The 17,940-nt window shown below is 55.2% G+C and carries 18 protein-coding genes and 1 pseudogene; 8 read left to right on the plus strand and 11 right to left on the minus strand.

All coding sequences use genetic code 11. From position 1 onward, the window contains the following. Window positions 1-171: 171 nt before the first annotated feature. Entirely contained in the window at window positions 172-954 is a 783-nt protein-coding gene (locus tag V8L70_RS21475; RefSeq protein WP_336270568.1) for a hypothetical protein, read from the plus strand. Between the two features lie 105 nt (window positions 955-1,059). Next, the gene (locus V8L70_RS21480; RefSeq protein ID WP_101146555.1) at window positions 1,060-1,548 is read left to right on the plus strand and encodes a CreA family protein; all 489 of its coding nucleotides are present in this window, start codon (window positions 1,060-1,062) and stop codon (window positions 1,546-1,548) included. A gap of 15 nt (window positions 1,549-1,563) precedes the next feature. Here V8L70_RS21480 and V8L70_RS21485 read toward each other — a convergent pair whose 3' ends face one another. Then, on the minus strand, window positions 1,564-2,127 hold the full coding sequence (locus tag V8L70_RS21485) for a CAP domain-containing protein (RefSeq protein WP_332870634.1): 564 nt from the start codon (window positions 2,125-2,127) through the stop codon (window positions 1,564-1,566). Then, complete coding sequence (locus V8L70_RS21490) at window positions 2,120-2,608, minus strand: pyridoxamine 5'-phosphate oxidase family protein (RefSeq protein WP_101146553.1); 489 nt, start codon at window positions 2,606-2,608, stop codon at window positions 2,120-2,122. The genes V8L70_RS21485 and V8L70_RS21490 overlap by 8 nt, the downstream gene beginning before the upstream one ends. Window positions 2,609-2,802: 194 nt before the next feature. On the opposite strand from V8L70_RS21490, the gene V8L70_RS21495 reads away from it, so the two are divergent. The 4 genes from V8L70_RS21495 to V8L70_RS21510 all read left to right on the plus strand — a co-directional run bounded on the left by V8L70_RS21495 (window position 2,803) and on the right by V8L70_RS21510 (window position 6,368). Continuing rightward, entirely contained in the window at window positions 2,803-2,898 is a 96-nt protein-coding gene (locus tag V8L70_RS21495; RefSeq protein WP_232774878.1) for a DUF333 domain-containing protein, read from the plus strand. A 130-nt stretch (window positions 2,899-3,028) separates the two neighbouring features. After that, entirely contained in the window at window positions 3,029-4,141 is a 1,113-nt protein-coding gene (locus V8L70_RS21500; protein WP_101146552.1) for an RNA-guided endonuclease InsQ/TnpB family protein, read from the plus strand. A 196-nt stretch (window positions 4,142-4,337) separates the two neighbouring features. Next, window positions 4,338-5,306: a GlxA family transcriptional regulator gene (locus V8L70_RS21505; protein WP_101146551.1), complete on the plus strand. Its 969-nt coding sequence runs from the start codon at window positions 4,338-4,340 to the stop codon at window positions 5,304-5,306. Between the two features lie 105 nt (window positions 5,307-5,411). Further along, window positions 5,412-6,368: an ABC transporter substrate-binding protein gene (locus tag V8L70_RS21510; RefSeq protein WP_101146550.1), complete on the plus strand. Its 957-nt coding sequence runs from the start codon at window positions 5,412-5,414 to the stop codon at window positions 6,366-6,368. 68 nt (window positions 6,369-6,436) lie between these two features. Here the strand turns inward: V8L70_RS21510 and V8L70_RS21515 are convergent, their stop codons facing one another. From V8L70_RS21515 to V8L70_RS21530, 4 genes are read right to left on the minus strand one after another with little or no spacing between them, the layout of a single operon-like run. After that, entirely contained in the window at window positions 6,437-7,258 is an 822-nt protein-coding gene (locus V8L70_RS21515; protein ID WP_101146549.1) for an alpha/beta hydrolase fold domain-containing protein, read from the minus strand. A gap of 14 nt (window positions 7,259-7,272) precedes the next feature. Then, complete coding sequence (locus V8L70_RS21520) at window positions 7,273-7,728, minus strand: thioesterase family protein (protein ID WP_101146548.1); 456 nt, start codon at window positions 7,726-7,728, stop codon at window positions 7,273-7,275. Next, complete coding sequence (locus tag V8L70_RS21525; protein WP_101146547.1) at window positions 7,728-8,681, minus strand: L-carnitine dehydrogenase; 954 nt, start codon at window positions 8,679-8,681, stop codon at window positions 7,728-7,730. The genes V8L70_RS21520 and V8L70_RS21525 overlap by 1 nt, the downstream gene beginning before the upstream one ends. Continuing rightward, a complete protein-coding gene (locus V8L70_RS21530) occupies window positions 8,678-9,571 on the minus strand; it encodes a beta-keto acid cleavage family enzyme (protein ID WP_101146546.1) in 894 nt (297 codons plus the stop codon). The genes V8L70_RS21525 and V8L70_RS21530 overlap by 4 nt, the downstream gene beginning before the upstream one ends. A gap of 285 nt (window positions 9,572-9,856) precedes the next feature. Between V8L70_RS21530 and V8L70_RS21535 the strand changes: the two genes are divergently transcribed. Both V8L70_RS21535 and V8L70_RS21540 read left to right on the plus strand, forming a co-directional pair. Then, window positions 9,857-11,134 (plus strand): PQQ-dependent sugar dehydrogenase, encoded by a 1,278-nt coding sequence (locus V8L70_RS21535; protein ID WP_101146545.1) that lies wholly within the window; start codon window positions 9,857-9,859, stop codon window positions 11,132-11,134. 112 nt (window positions 11,135-11,246) lie between these two features. Then, on the plus strand, window positions 11,247-11,564 hold the full coding sequence (locus tag V8L70_RS21540) for a c-type cytochrome (RefSeq protein ID WP_101146544.1): 318 nt from the start codon (window positions 11,247-11,249) through the stop codon (window positions 11,562-11,564). Window positions 11,565-11,607: 43 nt separating this feature from the next. Here the strand turns inward: V8L70_RS21540 and V8L70_RS21545 are convergent, their stop codons facing one another. The 5 genes and pseudogenes from V8L70_RS21545 to V8L70_RS21565 all read right to left on the minus strand — a co-directional run. Then, entirely contained in the window at window positions 11,608-12,795 is a 1,188-nt protein-coding gene (locus V8L70_RS21545) for a lipocalin-like domain-containing protein (RefSeq protein ID WP_101146543.1), read from the minus strand. Window positions 12,796-12,805: 10 nt separating this feature from the next. Further along, a complete protein-coding gene (locus V8L70_RS21550; protein WP_198556042.1) occupies window positions 12,806-15,286 on the minus strand; it encodes an ABC transporter permease in 2,481 nt (826 codons plus the stop codon). After that, a complete protein-coding gene (locus tag V8L70_RS21555) occupies window positions 15,283-15,948 on the minus strand; it encodes an ABC transporter ATP-binding protein (RefSeq protein WP_101146542.1) in 666 nt (221 codons plus the stop codon). Before V8L70_RS21555 ends, V8L70_RS21550 begins: the two co-directional genes overlap by 4 nt. A 46-nt stretch (window positions 15,949-15,994) precedes the next feature. Then, window positions 15,995-17,554 carry a sensor domain-containing diguanylate cyclase gene (locus V8L70_RS21560; protein WP_336270569.1) on the minus strand — a complete coding sequence of 520 codons (1,560 nt, stop codon included), beginning with the start codon at window positions 17,552-17,554 and terminating at the stop codon, window positions 15,995-15,997. Window positions 17,555-17,827: 273 nt separating this feature from the next. Continuing rightward, a pseudogene (locus V8L70_RS21565) lies at window positions 17,828-17,940 on the minus strand (IS630-like element ISHsp2 family transposase); the annotation flags it as partial.

A 17,940-nucleotide genomic window follows, 5' to 3' on the forward strand; every position in this document is an offset into this window, starting at 1 on the left:
GAACCCATCGGAAACGTTCCACCAGCAGAACGAGAAAGGACGTATTATCGTCAATTGGAGGAGTCGGGTGAAGCTGCCTGACTCAAACAAACCGGTCTCCGGAATAACCGGGGCGGTTCAATACTACTTATATTTATCCTCTTGTCTTCAATTAGCGAGGTCTTTGCGCAGGTGCAATTGCAGCATCCTGACCAATTTTACACAAACGGCGATAAAACCGATGGCTGGACCCGTGATTCAGAAAAAAGACTCAGGTCGACGTTTTGGTTCGCGAAGAACCCAGAAAATAGCCTTGAGTACCAACAACAAATTGTGATTGTTTATGATGACGCCCCAGATAAAGCGTACTACTTCGATTCGACTACCAAGAAATTCATTGGTCGATTTGATTTGGCATCCGAACAATATTCGCTCCTCCGCCCAGAATATCGTCGGGGGCGAATCGAGGAAATCGATGAGTCGTGGTTCCCCCCGCCAAGCAATTTACCGACTATTGGCGAAATGTTTGAGCCTCCCCCTGTGTGTGTGCAAGAACATTTTCTCTGCTTGATTGAGACTGACAACGAAATTAACCCAGCTACAGACGTACGGCCAAGTTCAATAAAAATGATGATGCCGCCACCCACTGCGAAGTTCCCGCGGCTTCATGAAAGCTCCTGGGATACGAGTTATACAACTGACGATGGCAGTCATGTTCGAGCACGTGTGGATTTTAAAGGCAGTAGAGGTGCTTACCGGTTGGCTGGCAGTGAAGCCGTTGGAGATCTTTTCAATATACAGTACAGCAGTGGGCAAGACGCGATTTCCATCACAGGGCAGTGGTCGCTCAGTAATAATGGTGGCTATTTTTTATTTAGCGTTCCAAAGGATAACATGGATGTTTTCTGGGGAGAGTGGGGCTTTGTGCGTCATAGTATTTATGGCACTTGGAGTGGTATACGCAGACCACGGTAAGGTCAGCCCCCGTTATCTAAATACTATAAGGAAGCATTTTATGTTGCCTCAGACATACTCCTCTCCTGCCCACCATTAGGCTAATTATTGCAAAGGAAGCTAACCATGTTTTTTTCTAAACGCGCCACTTTCAGGGCGCTCATTCTTATGTCTGCATTGTTCCCACCCGCGCTGCTCGCTCAGGATGCTCACATCGGTAGCGTGCGAACCGAGTTCAAGCTGCTTGGCCCGAACAATACGATCGAAGTGGAGCGCTTCGATGATCCGAAAGTGCAGGGCATCTCCTGCTATCTTTCCTACTCTCAAATTGGTGGGATCTCGGGCGCGGTAGGGCTTGCTGAGGAGGCGAGTGAAGCTAGCGTAGCGTGTCGGCAGACGGGGGAGATTGTGTTTGACCCCGCTGAGGTAGATGAGCAAGAAGTAATTTTTACACAGCGGCGCTCGGCACTGTTCAAAAATATGCGCGTTGTCCGGATGCACGATACCGAAACGCAGACTTTTGTGTACCTCACCTACAGCACCAAACTGGTAGATGGCTCGCCTAAAAATGCGATTACGGCCGTCCACTATGGTGGGTTAGGAGGCGGCCAGTAATTGACTCGTGTGTGCTTAGCGAGGGTTGCCGAGTGTTTGTGTCCAGTAGATTGAATAGCGCGATTCTGAATCTTTGGCTTTCGCCATGCCCATCTCGGTAAAGGCGTCATTCATGATGTTGCGGCAATGGCCGGGACTCTCTAGCCAGCCTTCCACTGCTGCGGACACCGAGGTATGGCCAGCGGCGATATTTTCACCCACGGCTTGCCATGCGTAATTCTGATTATTGACGCGTTGCTCAATTCCCGCGCCATCCGGGCCTGTATGGCTAAAGTAGTCATTCTCGGCCATGTCCTGGGAGTGGCTCTTGGCCGCTGCTTCCAGCTTGCAGCTCCAAACTAACGATCCCACGGCCTCAAACCGTTGATCGCCGCATTGCCGCTGCTGGCTGCGCGCCTCGTTAATCAGCGTGAGCATTTCCCGCTCTTGATCGGTGAGTTCACACTGATCTTGCACGCTGGCCTTATCGCTCTGGGATTCGTCAGTTGCCCATGCGCTATTTGAGCCCATGAGCATGACAAGCATTAGGCTGAAAAGCGCCCCGGCAGTAGGGCGCTTCTTGGTAAGGAGGTTAGCCACCGAATTTTTCATTCTCGCCTAGGTCTGGAGTGGCGTCCTTTTTGAGATTAGCTTTGGCGATCTCATAGAGCTGAAAGGTTTTACTCTCTTTGGCTTTCCAGTGCTCACCCATCTGGACTTTAACTTCAAGCAGTGCGACGTCTGGATCATCCTTGCCTTCAGGAAACCAAGCGCCGACGAAAGGGTTCCAGTATTTTTCGATCAGATCACGGTTATCGATCAGGTTGGCTTTGCCCGAAAGCGAAACGTACACGCCATCTTCCTGATCAGAAAAACTGAGACAAACATCATGATCACTCTTGGTTTCAAACACTTTTTCAGCACTGCGGCGAGTAAAGAACCACAGGGTGCCATCATACTCTTCCTGCACTAAGTGCATCGGCCGAGCTCGCGGCATATCGTGATCCAGCGTAACGAGCATGCCAACTTTAATGTCTTTGATCATCTTCCAGATCTTTTGCTTATGTTCAGGGCTGGACATAGCTTCACTCTCCTTATGAATTAAGTATTGCGAATAGCCATCGACAATGCTTGTACGTCGATGTTGCTAGCTACAGCCTAGCTACCATTGTCGACATCAGCAAACGCCAAATAGTGCAGGTAAGGTGGTTACTAATGCCGTGCAGGATTAAAGTGGATGGCTACACGCTTTAATGTTGATAGCAGGAGGCTGCCATGTGGTTGGGTACCGGACGCTATTGCCACTTGCCGGATGGCCGGGTCGAGAACCAGTGGCGGCTATACCGTATGGAGCGGCTCGACAACGACTAGGGCTTTATTGAAAAGCGCGGAGCACCCCATCCAAGGCACGTTTTGGGCGTAGATGGATAGCACGGCGTCCGAAAGGACGCCTTGTTTCTAATGCTTGCGATCTTACATAAATGCATATAAGTTGTAAGAAATGAAAACCGAACGCGCTTTCAAATACCGCTTTTACCCCACGCCCGAGCAGGCAACCTTGCTGGCACGGACGTTTGGATGCGTGCGGTTTGTCTGGAACGCGGTGCTGCGCTATCGCACCGATGCGTTCTATCAGCGTCAGGAAAAGATCGGCTACAATGACGCTAGCGCATTTCTAACGCAGTTGAAAAAGCAGCCTGACACCGCGTTCCTGGCCGACGTCAGTTCGGTGCCGTTGCAGCAATGCCTGCGGCATCAGCAAATGGCGTTCAAACACTTCTTTGCCAAGCGGGCTCGCTATCCGAGCTTTAAATCCAAAAAGCATCGCCAATCCGCCACCTTTGCTAGTTCGGCATTTTCGTACCGTGACGGACAGATCACGCTGGCCAAGTGCAGCGAACCGCTGAACATTCGCTGGAGCCGCGATCTACCTTCTACCCCTAGCACCGTTACGGTATCCAAAGACGCGGCTGGTCGCTACTTCGTTAGCTGTCTGTGCAAAGTGGAGGCCGACACCCTGCCGATCACGCCGAAGATGGTGGGCATTGATCTTGGGCTGAAAGATTTATTCGTCACCAGTGACGGAAAGCGCGTTAATAATCCGCGTCATACGGCGCGCTATGCCCGCAAGCTGGCGCGGGCGCAGCGGCAATTGAGCCGCAAGCAAAAAGGCTCCAACAACCGCGCCAAGGCGCGGCTAAAGGTTGCTAAATGCCACGCTAAAATTGCCGGTAGTCGGCTTGACCACCTCCATAAACTCACCCGCCAGATCGTCAACGAGAACCAAGTGATCGCGGCGGAGAGTTTGCAGGTTAAGAATATGGTCAAAAACCGACATCTATCCAAAGCCATAAGCGATGTTGGCTGGGGCGAGCTGGTGCGCCAGCTTGACTATAAAGCGGCCTGGGCGGGACGGCAGTTCGTCCAAATCGACCGCTGGTACCCCAGCAGCAAACGCTGTTATGGCTGTGGCTTTGTGATGGCCTCACTACCACTGAATGTCCGCACCTGGGACTGCCCAGACTGCGGCACCCAAGGCATTGATCGTGACCTCAATGCCGCCCGCAATATTCTACAAGCAGGCACCGCGTTGTTAGCCGGTGCCGAGAGTTGAAGTAAATACCGAAGGGCATTCGGGAATTTACGCCTGTGGAGTTTGTGTCAGACCGGCAATGCCAAGGTATTGAAGGCGGCGAACACCGAAGCAGGAACCAGGAAGGTAACAACTTGGGAATCCGCCACTATCATCTCTGATTTAGTGGTCGGAGGATGTCAATGAACGCTTTCCATGACTGATATCGAGCACGAATATGCGTCTTAGTTATACAGGCCCACTACCGGAAATGGTGGGCTTTTTATTGTTGCCCCAGTATTCGATGATGGCATTCTTTGCGGCGGTAGAGCCGCTGCGGATCGCTAATCGCATTGCCAACCGTCCGCTGTTCGATTGGACCTTGATCAGCGCTGATGGTGGGCCGGTGACGGCATCTAACGGTATGACGCTGATGGCGGATCAAGCAACGGCGGATGTCCATCACTTGCCTTCGCTGGCGGTATGCAGCGGGTTTACGCCGGAAGCCCATCTCACTCGACCATTAATGGCCTGGCTTCATCAGTTGGATCAAGCGGGCTGCTGCTTGGGCGGTATTGATACCGGGGCATTTTTGCTCGCGGCCACTGGGTTGCTAAAACACGAGCGGGTGGCGCTGCACTGGGAGAGTTTGCCTGCATTTCGTGAACGCTTTCCGGGTATTGAGACCACGGATGAGCTGTATGAGCTGGGGGAGCGGCGCTTCTCCTGTGCGGGTGGGGCGGCGGCCATGGATATGGCCCTTGAGGTGATCGCGCGCCGGCATGGCGCGAAGCTGGCCATCGATGTGTCTGAGCAACTCATCCATGACCGAATCCGCACTCGCAGCGACCAGCAGCGCATGGCGCTGGTGAAACGCCTTGGCACCCACAACCGGCGTGTGGTCGAGGCGGTGGCGCTGATGGAGCAGAACCTTGAAGAGCCGCTTTCCCTCGAAGAGGTCGCGAGCCGGGTAGAGGTATCGGTCCGCCAGCTTCAGCGCTTATTCGAGCAAGAGCTCAACGAGACCCCGCGGCAGTGGTACTTGCAGCTACGCATCAAGCGCGCCCGGCGGCTGTTAGCGGAGACCGATTTAGCCGTATTGGCGGTGGGGTTAGCCTGCGGGTTTAGTTCGTCTTCCAGCTTTGCGCGTTCGTTTCGTACCCATTACGGCTATTCGCCCCGGCAGGTGCGGGAGAAAAGCGTTTAAGGCTCAATGGTGTCGTGTAATGTCGGACAAGCGTCGCTTAGTGCCTAGTAGTTGGGAGGCAGCCGCGCATACTAACTAAACCCAACTAATAAGAGGTTTAGCCATATGATGTCTGTCACTACTCGCTCTAACACCACCAAGTCGTTGTCGCTAAAAGCGGGTTTTTTACTCGCTGCATTTGCTGCCACGCCTGCCATGGCAGAGCTTGATGAGCTGCGTTTAGGCGTGCCGCCATGGCCTGGGGTCACGGTAAAATCCGAAATTGCTGCTCAATTGCTGGAGAGCATGGGTTACGAAACCCGCCAGCAAGATTTAGCGGTTAGCGTTATTTTGGAAGGCTTGGCGCGCAATGACCTGGAAATCTATCTGGGTGGCTGGTATCCAGTACAGACAGATATGGTTGAGCCGCTAGTGGCCGACGGTAAAGTCGAAAAAGTGGTGTCCAATATCAGCGGGGCCAATTCCGGGTTGGTGGTTCCCCAGTATGTTTACGATGCGGGTGTTACTACGGTCGCTGAATTGGCTGAGCACCATGACCGCTTCGATGGCGAAATCCAGGGCATTGAAGCGGGCACGGGCATTAACGACGCCATTCTCAATGCCATCGATAACGACCTGGCAGGTCTGGGGGATTGGCAGCTTCGTGAAAGCTCGACCTCGGCCATGCTTGCCCAGGCGGAGCAAAAAATGGCTGACGAGGAATGGGTCACGTTTGTCGGCTGGGAACCTCACTGGATGAACGTGAGCTTTGATTTAGCCTATTTAGCCGACAGCGATGATGCGGGCGTGGCATCCATTGAAAGCACCGTGTGGACTATTACCCCGGCAAGCCTTGCCGATGAGGCACCACAGGTGCACCGCTTCCTGTCGCAATACGTGGTGGCGATCGAGGACCAGAACGAGTGGGTGCACGAGTACAGCTACGAAGAGCGCCCGGCGGATGAAGTGGCGAACGAGTGGATTGGTAACAACCTGGATACCGTTGCCGAATGGTTAGACGGTGTTGAAACCCGCGATGGCAAATCCGCTATTGAGCAAGTGCGGGCCCAGTTTGATTCTTAATAGCTCGGCTCTTAATAGCTCGACGCTTAAAAGCACGTTTTTTACGAACTGAACGACGAAACGGCGCCTTAATGATTAAGGCGCCGTTTTAGTGTGTGGCAAAAGTCCTGCCAAGCGGCACTCATGTCGGGTAGCTGAGTGTGGGCGTGAAGCGCGCCATGTACCATCTGCGGCGCACAGCGGTAGCCAATGGACGCCCCCGCTTGCTGCCAGAGCACCACCGCCGTTTCGACAGGCCGCGTTAACGGGTCGTGCTCCACGGTGAGCACTTCGATGCTGCTCGCAGGAGGGCTACAATCCCGCTGGGTGGCGATAATCTCAGGGCACTGTTGACGAATACTGAGCACATCGCTGCGTGACAGTAGTGGTGCTTCCTCCCCAAGGCAGCTAGTTGAAAGTTCGCCGACCGGTGGGTAGATCAATCCGAGCGGCGGTGCTTCATTAAGCTGATGGGCAAGGTCGATAGCCAGTCGTCCGCCCGCGCTGTCACCCACCAGCGCAACAGGATGAATCGCTTCTAACACCGCTTGGCAGTCTGCCAACATGGCGGGGTAAGCCACCTCTGGCGCCAGCCGATAGTTAACGCTCACCACTTCACGCTCAAGGGTTTGTGCCAAGCTGGCGGCGAGGCCGTGGTGGCTCTCCGCTGAGCCGATCGTAAAACCGCCGCCATGGATAAACAGCACGCAGCCTGGCGTTCGCCGTTGGGGGATAAAGCGGCGCACGCTAACACCCTCACAAATGCTATTGTCGATCCGCATTCCTGCCGGGTCGGGTGGGGCGACGGTGCGACAAAGCTTATCGTAGGCACGCCGCGATTGAGGCAAGGGCAGTTCCTCCATCATGGCCAGCCCTGCGCTAAAGCGTTGAATAAAGGCGTCTACGTTCATCTTTGATGTCACCCTCAGCGTCGAATACCGATGGTGCGGCCAGCAAGCTCCGGCCAGGCATCGCTCTCTGCCCGTGGCAGTGCCGCCACATGATTTGCGACCGCTTCGGGAAACGGGCTTGGTCGCCCGGAAGCTTGCTTCATGCCCATCAGCATCTGTTCGCTGGTTGCCAGCAGGTTGCCTTCGTCATCGAACATGGCGAAAAACACGTGCAGGCGTTTTGCATCGCTATCGAGCAGCGTTAGGTCAATATTGAGCGGCTGACCTTGGTGCGCCTCGCGGCGATAGCAGAGGTGGGTTTCCAGCGTATAGATCGTGTAGCCATAGTGCTCACGGCCTGCTTCGTCTAAGCCTATCTGGTCAATCAGTGCTTCGCAGGCCTGGGAAAAGACGCGGGCGTACTCCGCGTCGTTCATGTGCCCGTTGTAGTCGACCCACTCGGGGGCGACGTGGGTTTCATGGATGTTCATTAAATGCGCCCCTTTAGACCTTCGGCTTCCGGCCAGTATTTTTGCACTACTTCCAGCAGCTCGACTAAAAAGTCATCCCGGCGCCGGTCCAGCGTGGCCACTGAACGCCCCGCGGCCTGATGCTCACAGCCTTCGACCACTTTGTCGATGAGTTCGTCGGTGAGTTCTGGGGCTTCCAGTTTGGTCCAGGGTAGTTTTAACGCGGGGCCAAACTGCTCCAGCATATGGCGCATGCCAGGCTCGCCGCCCGCCAAGTGGAAGGTTAAAAAGGTGCCCATCAATGGCCAGCGGAGCCCGCAGCCGTAAACCACCGCCGCGTCGATCTCTTCTGTGGTGGCCACGCCATCGTTGACCAAGTGCAAGGCTTCACGCCACAGCGCTTCCATCAAGCGGTCGGCGATATGGCCCTCTATTTCACGGCGCACCACCAACGGCCGCATGGCGAGCGACTGATACAACTCTTGGGCGCTGGCGATTTGGGCGGGCTGGGTGGCCTCACCGCCAACAAGCTCTACCAATGGCAGCAAATACACCGGGTTGAAGGGGTGAGCGACGATCACACGCCCAGGTGCTTGCCGACACTGCTGCTGCAGGTCCGTGGGTTTGAAGCCGGAAGTCGACGAGCCAATGATGACGTCCGGTGCGGCGGCAGCATCGATAGCGGCTAAAATTTCTTGCTTTAGCGGTAGACGCTCGGGCACGTTCTCCTGAATCAGGTCAACGCCGTTCACGGCCTCTTCGATCGTGGTCGCAAAGGTTAACCGCTCAGGGCTAGCACCGGGCGCAAGGCCTAGCTGAGTTAACGAAGACCAGGCATTGTCGATAAACGATTGGGTGCGCGCAGGCGCGTGGGAATCTGGATCAAAAGCGACGACGTCCCACCCTTGAGCTAGGGCGCGGGCAATCCAACCGTTGCCAATCACGCCAGTACCAATCACGGCTAAGCGGCTCATGCGTCACCTCCTGACGGGTTACGTAACTTCAGATGTGCCCGGGTTTCTGCCGGTGTCATTACTCGGGCGCCGAGGTTTTCAATGATGGTCGACGCTTTCTCGACCAGTTGGCCGTTGTTGGCCAGCACGCCTTTCTCTAAAAACAGGTTATCTTCCAACCCGACCCGAGCGTGGCCACCTAGCAGCACGGCTTGGGCAACCATGGGCATTTGATGGCGACCAATGCCAAACGCAGCCCAGTTAGCGTTGGTGGGTAATTTGTTACGCATGGCCAACATCGTTTCGGTGTCTGCTTCGGCGCCCCAGGGAATACCCAGGCAGAGCTGATAGAGCGGGTCGCCATCGATCAAGCCCTCTTGCTGAAGCTGGCGGGCAAACCAGACGTGGCCCAGATCAAAGCACTCCAGCTCCGGCTTAACGCCTGCGGCTTGAACAAGGCGGGCGTGTTCACGCAGCCAGTCAGCCGGGTTGACGTAAACCATGTCGCCAAAATTGAGGCTGCCGCAATCCAGCGTGCACAGCTCGGGGAGCAGCTCGCCGACAGGGGCGTGACGTTCGGCGGGCGTTTGGATATCGGTGCCGGGGCCGCCGCGAGTGGGGTCTGTGGCATCGGGTATCCAGTCGCCGCCGCCGCCCGCGGTGATGTTCATGACGATATCCACATCGACCTCGCGAACGCGCTCCATTACTTCGCGGAACTGCTCAGAAGAGTGGCTGATGCCGCCGGTCTCCGGGTCGCGAACATGGATATGCGCGATGCTTGCCCCGGCGCGAGCAGCTTCAATGCAGGAGGCCGCGATGGCCTTGGGTGTCACGGGAACGCTGGGGTTTTTGGCGGTAGTATCCCCTGCGCCGGTAACGGCACAGGTGAGAATGACATTGCGATTCATGGCGTGCTCTCTAGTCAGCAGTTTATTCGCTTACTAGTGTGTCGCGGTGTGCAGACATTGGTTGTCATAAAGCGACATTCGCTATACACAGGGTGCGGTTTTTGATCTCCATTGGTGAATTGTCTCCTCCTCACTCCCCACAATGGGGATTGCTCAATTCGCAATGTGCTGATTAGAAACTTGGTTCACGGTAAATATTGACCGCCATGGTTGCCGATCTAAACTAAATAAGCCCATGGCAAAATGGATAACAATTACAAACAACGCTAGGAAGGAGTGCCTTCAATGTCCCATAAACCCGTTCTGCGGCCGCTATCTGCGTTCATCGCTTCTGCGGTGATCATAGGCTTACCCGCCATTGCGACTGCCAATGAGCCTGAACTCAGCCAGACTGAGGTGTTAACCGGTCTTGAAAACCCTTGGGATATGGCCTTTCTGCCCGACGGGACGATGTTTTATACCGAACGCTGTCTTGGGCTTTCGGTGCGGCTCCCCGATGGTGAGGTAGAGCATCTGCTAGGCATGGAAGGCACGGAGGAGTATGCCACCACCGCCGATGATCTTGTCTGCGAGGGTCAGGCCGGGATGAACGGTGTGGCAATCGACCACGATTTTGACGAAAACCGCACGGTCTACGTTTACTCTGCCTCCAACATGTCTGAGCCACGCACTAACCGTGTGCAGCGCATGACGGTAAACAGTGATTTCACTGAGGTATCGGATCGCACTGACATTGTCGAGGATATTCCTTACAAGCCCGCCGCCACCGATCACCCGTTCGGCGATGCTGGCGCACACAATGGCGGACGTATCCGCTTCAGCCCCGAGGATGGCTACCTTTATGTGACCACTGGCGATAATCATAACAGTGAGATACCGCAGTCACCGGAGCTTCTTGGTGGCAAGGTGCTGCGTATTGACCGGGATGGCGAGGCTGCCGAGGGTAACGAACCGCCTGAGGGCTTCGATCCACGTATCTATACCTATGGTCACCGTAACGTACAGGGCATCACCTTCCACCCTGATACAGGGCAGCCCATCGTGACGGAGCACGGCCCCTGGCATTCGGATGAGATCAATGCGCTGGTCAATGGTGGTAATAGTGGCTGGGATCCGAAACCGAACATGGCGGGCCGTGGCGACTGCCCGGACGATTATTGCGGTTATGAGCCCAATCAGACCGAGGGGATGGATCCAAAAGAGCGGGCGGCCTATATGCCGGTGACCGACACCGAAACCTACCCTGACGCTATGCAGCCTGCTTGGAAAAACGATGGGCTTTCTCAGGGTATCTCGTCTGCCGAGTTTCTAGTCGGCGAGCAGTGGGGCGATTGGGACGGCCGTCTGGTTGTTGGTTTTATGGGCATTGGCTTTGGAGGTACGCCGGTGGGGCAGCGTATTAACCTGATTGATATCGCGGAGGATGGTCTTTCGGTCAATGACGTTACCGAAATGCCGGTGCCCATGGGAGCTGCTCGCTTCCGTTCGGTGGTGCTGGGCCCGGAGGGTGATCTTTATACGGCGGTTGATGAAGGCAGCATTTACCGCATCACTCCGGAATAAGCTAATGGCAGCCGCACTGGCATAGCTCCTGGCATAGCTCAGTGCGGCTGCGTTCTCACCCAAACCAACTCATGCTTTTTGATCAAGACCACTCTACTGGGAAAAGGTCACTATGAAGGTATCGCTGTTTTTCATTATTACGATGGCGCTGGCGATGGGGTCGACAACGGGTCAGGCGGCAGATAAGTCCGCCGGAGAAGCGCTATTTGCTGACGCATGTGCCCAATGTCACGGACCAAACGGGAAGGGAATGGCTAGCTTTCCATCACTGAGCGGTCGGGATGCGGAGTATATTACCTCCCGCCTTGAAACGTACCGGGCCGGTGAAAAGGTGGGATCAAACTCCTTTCTGATGATCCCCAATGCTACCAATTTATCGGATGATGATATTGCTAATCTAGCTGCCTTTATCGCAGAGAGCGCCGAGTGACATGGCTGCTTAAAAGAGCAGCATAAATTACGCCACTTGCTTATTAATATCCTGTCATTTCCAGATAACCCTCGCCAAGCGGTTCGCCGCTGGCGCGGTCACTGATCTCCACTTCGCCCTCCCAGTACGGCACGCTGGTGGTCATCCAGCGGTTGGCGTAGGGCGCTTCAACGATGATATCGACGCCCGCTGAAGGCACTGCCAGTCGCCAGCGGGTGGGAATGTCGCGCCCGGCCACAGACGACGTTGCCAGCGGCGTCATGATGATGTCGGTATTTGCTAATGGAGTGGGTTCACCTTGCGGGGTAATCCAGGTGCCCGAGCGATAGTCAGCGCCTTGCTCTTGATCCGTGTTGTCACCACCGCCACGTAGCTGAAACGCCATCAGCTTATGACCGTCGTTAAAATGCAGCGATAGCCAATCCCAGCCTGACTGACGGGCATCGAGTAGCTGGCTGCTCCATTCCCGATCGAGCCAGCCTCGCCCGCTGACAGCTTTGGTCTCGCCGTTAAGGGTGACATTGCCGTCTATCTGCCAGAAGGGCTGGCTATAGTACATTGAGCCTTGGCCATTGGCGGCTTTCTGGCTGAACCCTTGTTCCCCATGCAAAACCAGTGGCCCTTGGGCGGTAAGCGTTAACATGTAGCCAAAGCGCGACTTGCCTTCGCCGCTGTAGGCGGTGAGCGTTAGAGGGCTAAAAGCGTCGCTGCCAGCTTCTCCACTCGCTTTAAGCTGCCAATCATCTAACCAGGCATGAAAGGGGCTAGAGATGATGCCTGCTTGGCTATCCTGGTGGACGCTCAGGTCGGCCTGAGAGTGGCTGCGCCCGAAGCGCTCGGCCACTTCGTGCTGTTCCCCCTGGGAGATTGCCATATGGGCCATCCAGAGCTGGTCAGCCGCCCAGGGTGTGGGAGCAGGGCGCTCGCTGGGCGGTATTAACGCTTGACGAAAAAGTGTCCACTGCAGGCCAAATGGCTCGCCAGAGGCATCTTCTAAGTTGGCAGTTAAGTACCACCACTCGATACGGTAATCCGGGTGTGCTGCGTGATCCGTTGGAAACGTAAGCAACTGGTTTGGCTCGGCATGTTGAAAGCCATCAGCCTCCTGGCCCAGCCCGGCAAAGCCTGTGTTAGCAGAAGACGTTGATTCTTCTGAACTGCAGCCGTAAAGCATCAGCGTCGCGGTAAACGCCAGTAGAAGACGGAAGTTTTGCAGTCGACTTAAGCTCATTGATTTTGGCTCACTGATTGGCCTCTTCTGCTAGTAACGTGCGCGGTGAGACACGCCAAAAGCGCAGCGCAGGCAGTGCTGCAGATAACAGCGCCACGGCAACCGCGGTCGCTAAGGTGACAGCCATTTCCCAAGGGAATAGATAGAGCGGTAGGCGCCAACCAAAGGCAGCCACATTAATGATCGCCACCAAGCCCCAGGTGATCGCGATACCCAGTGGCAGTGCCAGCAGGCCGGTGACCAATGCCGCACCCCCCAGCTGTACCAAACTAAGCTGGGCCAGCTGTGCCCTAGGAATACCCAGCGCCCAGAGCGGTGCTAGCTGTTGGCGTCGGCTGCGGGCCTGGGCAAGCAGGCTGGCCAGCAGCGCCAGGGCTGCTACCGCTAAGGTCAGTACATTCAGGGCACGGGTAATAGTAAAGGTGCGCTCGAAAATCTCGGTGGCGATGCGCTTGATCTCGCGTTGATCGCTAAGGGCATCGCTGCCCAGGCCAAAGCGCTCGGTAAGTGCTTCACGCAGGGCATCCACATCGGCGTTGGCATGCAGCACCACGCCCATCGAGCTTGGCGGGGCATCAAAGCGTGCGGCAAGCTGGGGCGATGCCATGAGAATCTGCCCGCTGGGATTGCCATAATCAGGGTAAGTCGCGGCGATGGTCAGCGCTTCATTGGAGCCCGGCGCGCGAATGTTTAGCTGGTCGCCGGGGGAAAGATTCTCAGCAGTAGCGAGTTGTTCGTTAATAAAAGCCGCGCCATGCTCAAAGGCTGCCCAGGCAGTGTCACGGTCCAGCTGGGTCGTCAGGAGCGGCCAGTGAGGTGTCAAAGATTCGCCTGGCGTAATGCCATAAAGCTCGACAGGGGTGGCTAAAGTGCGACTGCCGTCGGACGTAATGATGGACTCAAGAACGGCCTCGCTTCGCCGAGTGAGCAGGCGCTCTGATACGTCAGGTTGATCAGCCAGCCAAATATCAATGTCTGCATATTGCTCGGCGGGGGCATTCAAATAGAGGGGGGCGACTAAGCGCTGATCCAGCCACTCTAAAAAGGTGAGACGAAAACCACCGACCATACTGCCGACCCCTAGATTGGTCGCCAGGGCGATGAGTAGGGCCATCATGGCAAGCGAGAGCTTGGGTAGCTGAAGCTGCATATCCGCCAGTGCCCAATGAACTAGCGGGCGTCGTCGGGCGAGATGTGTCAGCACTTTCAATACGAGGGCTAGCAAGGGGGGGAGCCACAGTGCGCTGGCCAGAAGTAACGCGGCAACCAGCGCAAAGCCTGCCACTAAGCCATCGCCTGGGGGCTGAAAGCGAAGCCAAATATACAAAGCTAGCGCAACGCCCACTGCGAAAGCGCCGCCGATACTCATCAACATTAACTGTCGACGGTAACCACTTCGCCAAGCCTGCATCTGGCCTAATTCCAGCATGTTTAAGCGTGCAGCGCGCCACAGCACGCCGCCGCCCGCCAGCAGTAGCCCACCAAGGCTAACCGCTAGCCCGCCGACCCAGTAATGCCACGGTAAGTTGAGCTCTCTACCAACGCCTGCGCCATACAGTGAGCCTAGGGTGGCCGCTACATCGGGCAGTAATAGGCGTGCCAGCCATACACCGCTGGCGATGCCAGCAGCGGCACCTATCAGGCCAAGCAGGATGAGTTCTACGCCGAGCGCTAGAATCAGACTACGCCCTGAGACCCCCAGTACTCGTAGGGTACGCAGCATGCCCAAGCGTTGTTCCAAAGCCAAACCTAGCGCGGCCTGCACGATAAATAGCCCTACGACCCAAGCGAGTAGCCCCAACGCCGTAAGGTTTAAGTGAAAACTTTCGGTAAGTTGGCCGGGGGTGGCGATGCGTGTGGCACGGGTGAGCGTTAATCCGACCGGCGCTTCCCCCAGTGCTCCCGGCGCGGCCACAAGGCGCGTGATTTCTTCACCGCTCTCAAGTAGCCGTGCGGCGGCGGCGATATCCATCATCAGCGTGTCCGGCGGTAGCACTGGCGCTGAGACGAGCGGCGGGAGTGTCTTGCCGTTCGCCAGGGTAGTGGTGGCCGTTAAGGTGTCGGGGGCTGCACGCGTTTGCCACGGCGGTGTCAGGAAGTCGGTTAACGATCCCGAGGAGTCTGCTTGGGCCAGCGGGTTATCACTGGCAAGGGTCAGCGGATCAATGCCGATCAATGTTAGCCGGGTGCCATCTTGAGTGACAACTTCACCCTCTAGCATGGGCGAAACGGGCAAGCCCGCTTGGCGTAGGGCGTGATAGTCCGCACGAGTGAGGGGAGCGCCATCGCATCGCTCAAGCTGATCTAACTGGGTATCAAACATGGCATCGGCGCGGGCGTAGCTGTCGCGAGCCGTGGCGTTGATGGCTTGAATGCCACTCCATAGAGCGCTAGCTACCCACAGGCCGAGTAGTAGCATGGCTAATTGGCCTGGATGACGTCGGTAGTGGGCAAGCAGCGTTGCCACCACCGTGGGCAGAGACTTGATCATGTCACGGTGTTAATCAGCTGGCCGTGGCGCAAGCGCAGGCAGCGATCTAGCGGTGCGGCTACTTGTAAGCTGTGGGTGACAACGAGTAGAGCGCACTGGGTTTCGCGGACAAGGCTTAATAGCAGTTCAAGCACTTTACCAGCGGTGGTTTCATCCAAGTTGCCCGTCGGTTCGTCGGCTAGTAACAGCGGCGGGCGCGGGGCTAAAGCGCGGCCAATGGCCAGGCGTTGTTGTTGCCCGCCGGAAAGTTGTTCTGGGTAACGTTTTTCCAGCCCCTCTAGCCCCAGCCGTGCGATTAAATAGGCTGTCCAGTCGGTATCGTTACGGTTGGCCAGACGCGCCTGAAGGCGCAGATTGTCGATGACCGTTAGGCTGGGGACTAAGTGAAATTGCTGAAATACTAAGCCCAATTTTTCGCGGCGTAGCTTGGCGCGGTCGGGTTCGGCTAGCGTCGATACGTTCTGTCCCGCGAGTGTGATACTGCCCTGATCGGGCAGGTCCAAACCGGCAGCAAGATGGAGGAGAGTGGATTTGCCGCTTCCCGATTCGCCCATCAATGCGAGGCTTTGGCCAGGTGCCAAGCGAAGGGAGACATCGTCGAGTACTTTTAGCGGGCCTTGAGGTGTCGTATAGGTTTTATGGACCTGATGAAGTTCCAGCATAGGCTGCTCTTTTTACTGAGGAAAGGCACTAATCGCAAACGCCAGACTAGTTATCAATAGGCGTAATCGGTGCGCCGCGCTCGCCATACACGGCTATGCCGCCGCGCCCTGTGCGCTTGATGAAATACATGCTTTTATCAGCCGCATCAATTAGCTCGCCTGCGCTGCCAAACCCGCCATCATTTAAACAGGCAATACCAATAGAGACGGAGACATGGATGGGAACATTGCCATCACGACCCATTGGGATTTTTTCTAAACGCTCGACAATTCGCTTTGCGAAAACATGGGCAGCTTTGGCGTTTTCATCAGGTAAAATGATCAAAAATTCCTCACCGCCCCAGCGGCCAGCCAAGTCACCTTCGCGAATTAACGCTTGAAGCGTCTTGCCGAATTTTTCGAGCACTTGGTCGCCCATTTGGTGCCCGTACTTATCGTTCAGTTTTTTGAAATGGTCCAGGTCAATAAATACAACTGACATGATGCGAGACTGTTGCTGACACAGGGCAAAACGCTTTTGCATCTGCACTTCCAGCCAGGCACGGTTCGCAAGGCCTGTGAGCGTATCGGTTCGCGAGCGCTCTTCTAGCTCATCTTGTCGTTGACGCAACGAAGCGAGTTCCGCCTGTTGCATCTCAAGACGCGCATTGAGCTGTAACGTCTGCCGAAATAGTAGTTGTTGCGCCTCAGCAAGCAGCGATTCGTTATCTTGTAGCGGAGGGGCTGACATTTGCAACATGTCAGCCAACGCCGGTAACTGCTGCTGAATATTTTCTAATAAATGCCGCAAAGAGATCGTGTGGGTGCCCCGATAGGTTTCAAATTCCCTTATCACAGTGACTAATGATTGCGCTGGGTTTGAAGAGAGCCAGGCATCGGCAATGGGGCCAGATAACTGAATACATACCATGTCCGGGGCGGCAATGTCGTATTCACCGTGGCTATCACAGATACGTTGGGCAAGAGGTGTTGGAACTCCCCATTTAGCGGCAATCCAAGCACCTACTTGAGAGTGGTCGCAGCCAAAAAGCCGTTGCTCTGATTCTGCTAACTGCCGATGTGATAGGGCGGCTTCAGAATATAAATGGCTGCTTTCTATAGGATAAGTTGCACGCAAGGCAATAATGCCAATGTCTTGAAGCAAGGCTGCCGTAAAAACAGGTCCTGCCATGTCGGCGCAGAGATGAATGGCAAGGTGTCGTGCGGCTAACGAGGCAATGATCGAGCGCATCCATACACGCTGATAATGGGTATCGACCGCCCTGTTTTGAAGTAGGCTGAAACTCATTACTGCTGCCAGTGTGGCATCTAACCCCAGGCGGGCAGCCGCTTCATGGCACGTGTGCACTTTAATGTGGGTACGCGAGAAAAAGGCACTGTTCGCAAGTGTAATGATCCGCATGGTTAAGGCTGGATCACGCTCAATGGCGTTGGCATACTCGCTTACCGAAGGGTGCTCTGTGCGTGCAATCTTCAGGACATTAATAGCGACAGAAGGTAGAGAGGGCAGATTAGGACACTTGAGGAGATCAGATACTAAAAATGCAGGTAGCGCAGTCGTTAAGACTAGATCTTTCGAATAGTCTTTTCCCTGAATGACCTCCATTACTCTCTCCTTGCTTTTTATTGGCTAGTTTCAGCAGCCTTCAGCCTTTCCTGGCTATTGCGTCGAAGCCGATAATGTTCGTATTCAAGCGTTCGTTTTAATTCATTATAGTGAATCTCGGACAAAATACTTATATTTGGCTCTACTGATTTTTCTTTGTTGATCCCAAAAGTACTCTAATTGGTACTGTTTTGTAAGATATCTCCTAGTTATTTGTAAGTAATTTCTTACGTAGGGTAGAAAATTAGCGTTTTTTTAAGAACTCATAAGTGCCTATTCAAAATTAATCGCGTGATCAGTTCCGTAACCACCGAGTAAGCGGTGTACCTCTTCATGTAGACGTTCAAACGAGAGATAGGCACTCAAGGGCAGCCAGGTGTACTTCA

It is taken from the genome of Vreelandella arctica (assembly GCF_037070215.1).
GTDB lineage: Bacteria > Pseudomonadota > Gammaproteobacteria > Pseudomonadales > Halomonadaceae > Vreelandella > Vreelandella arctica.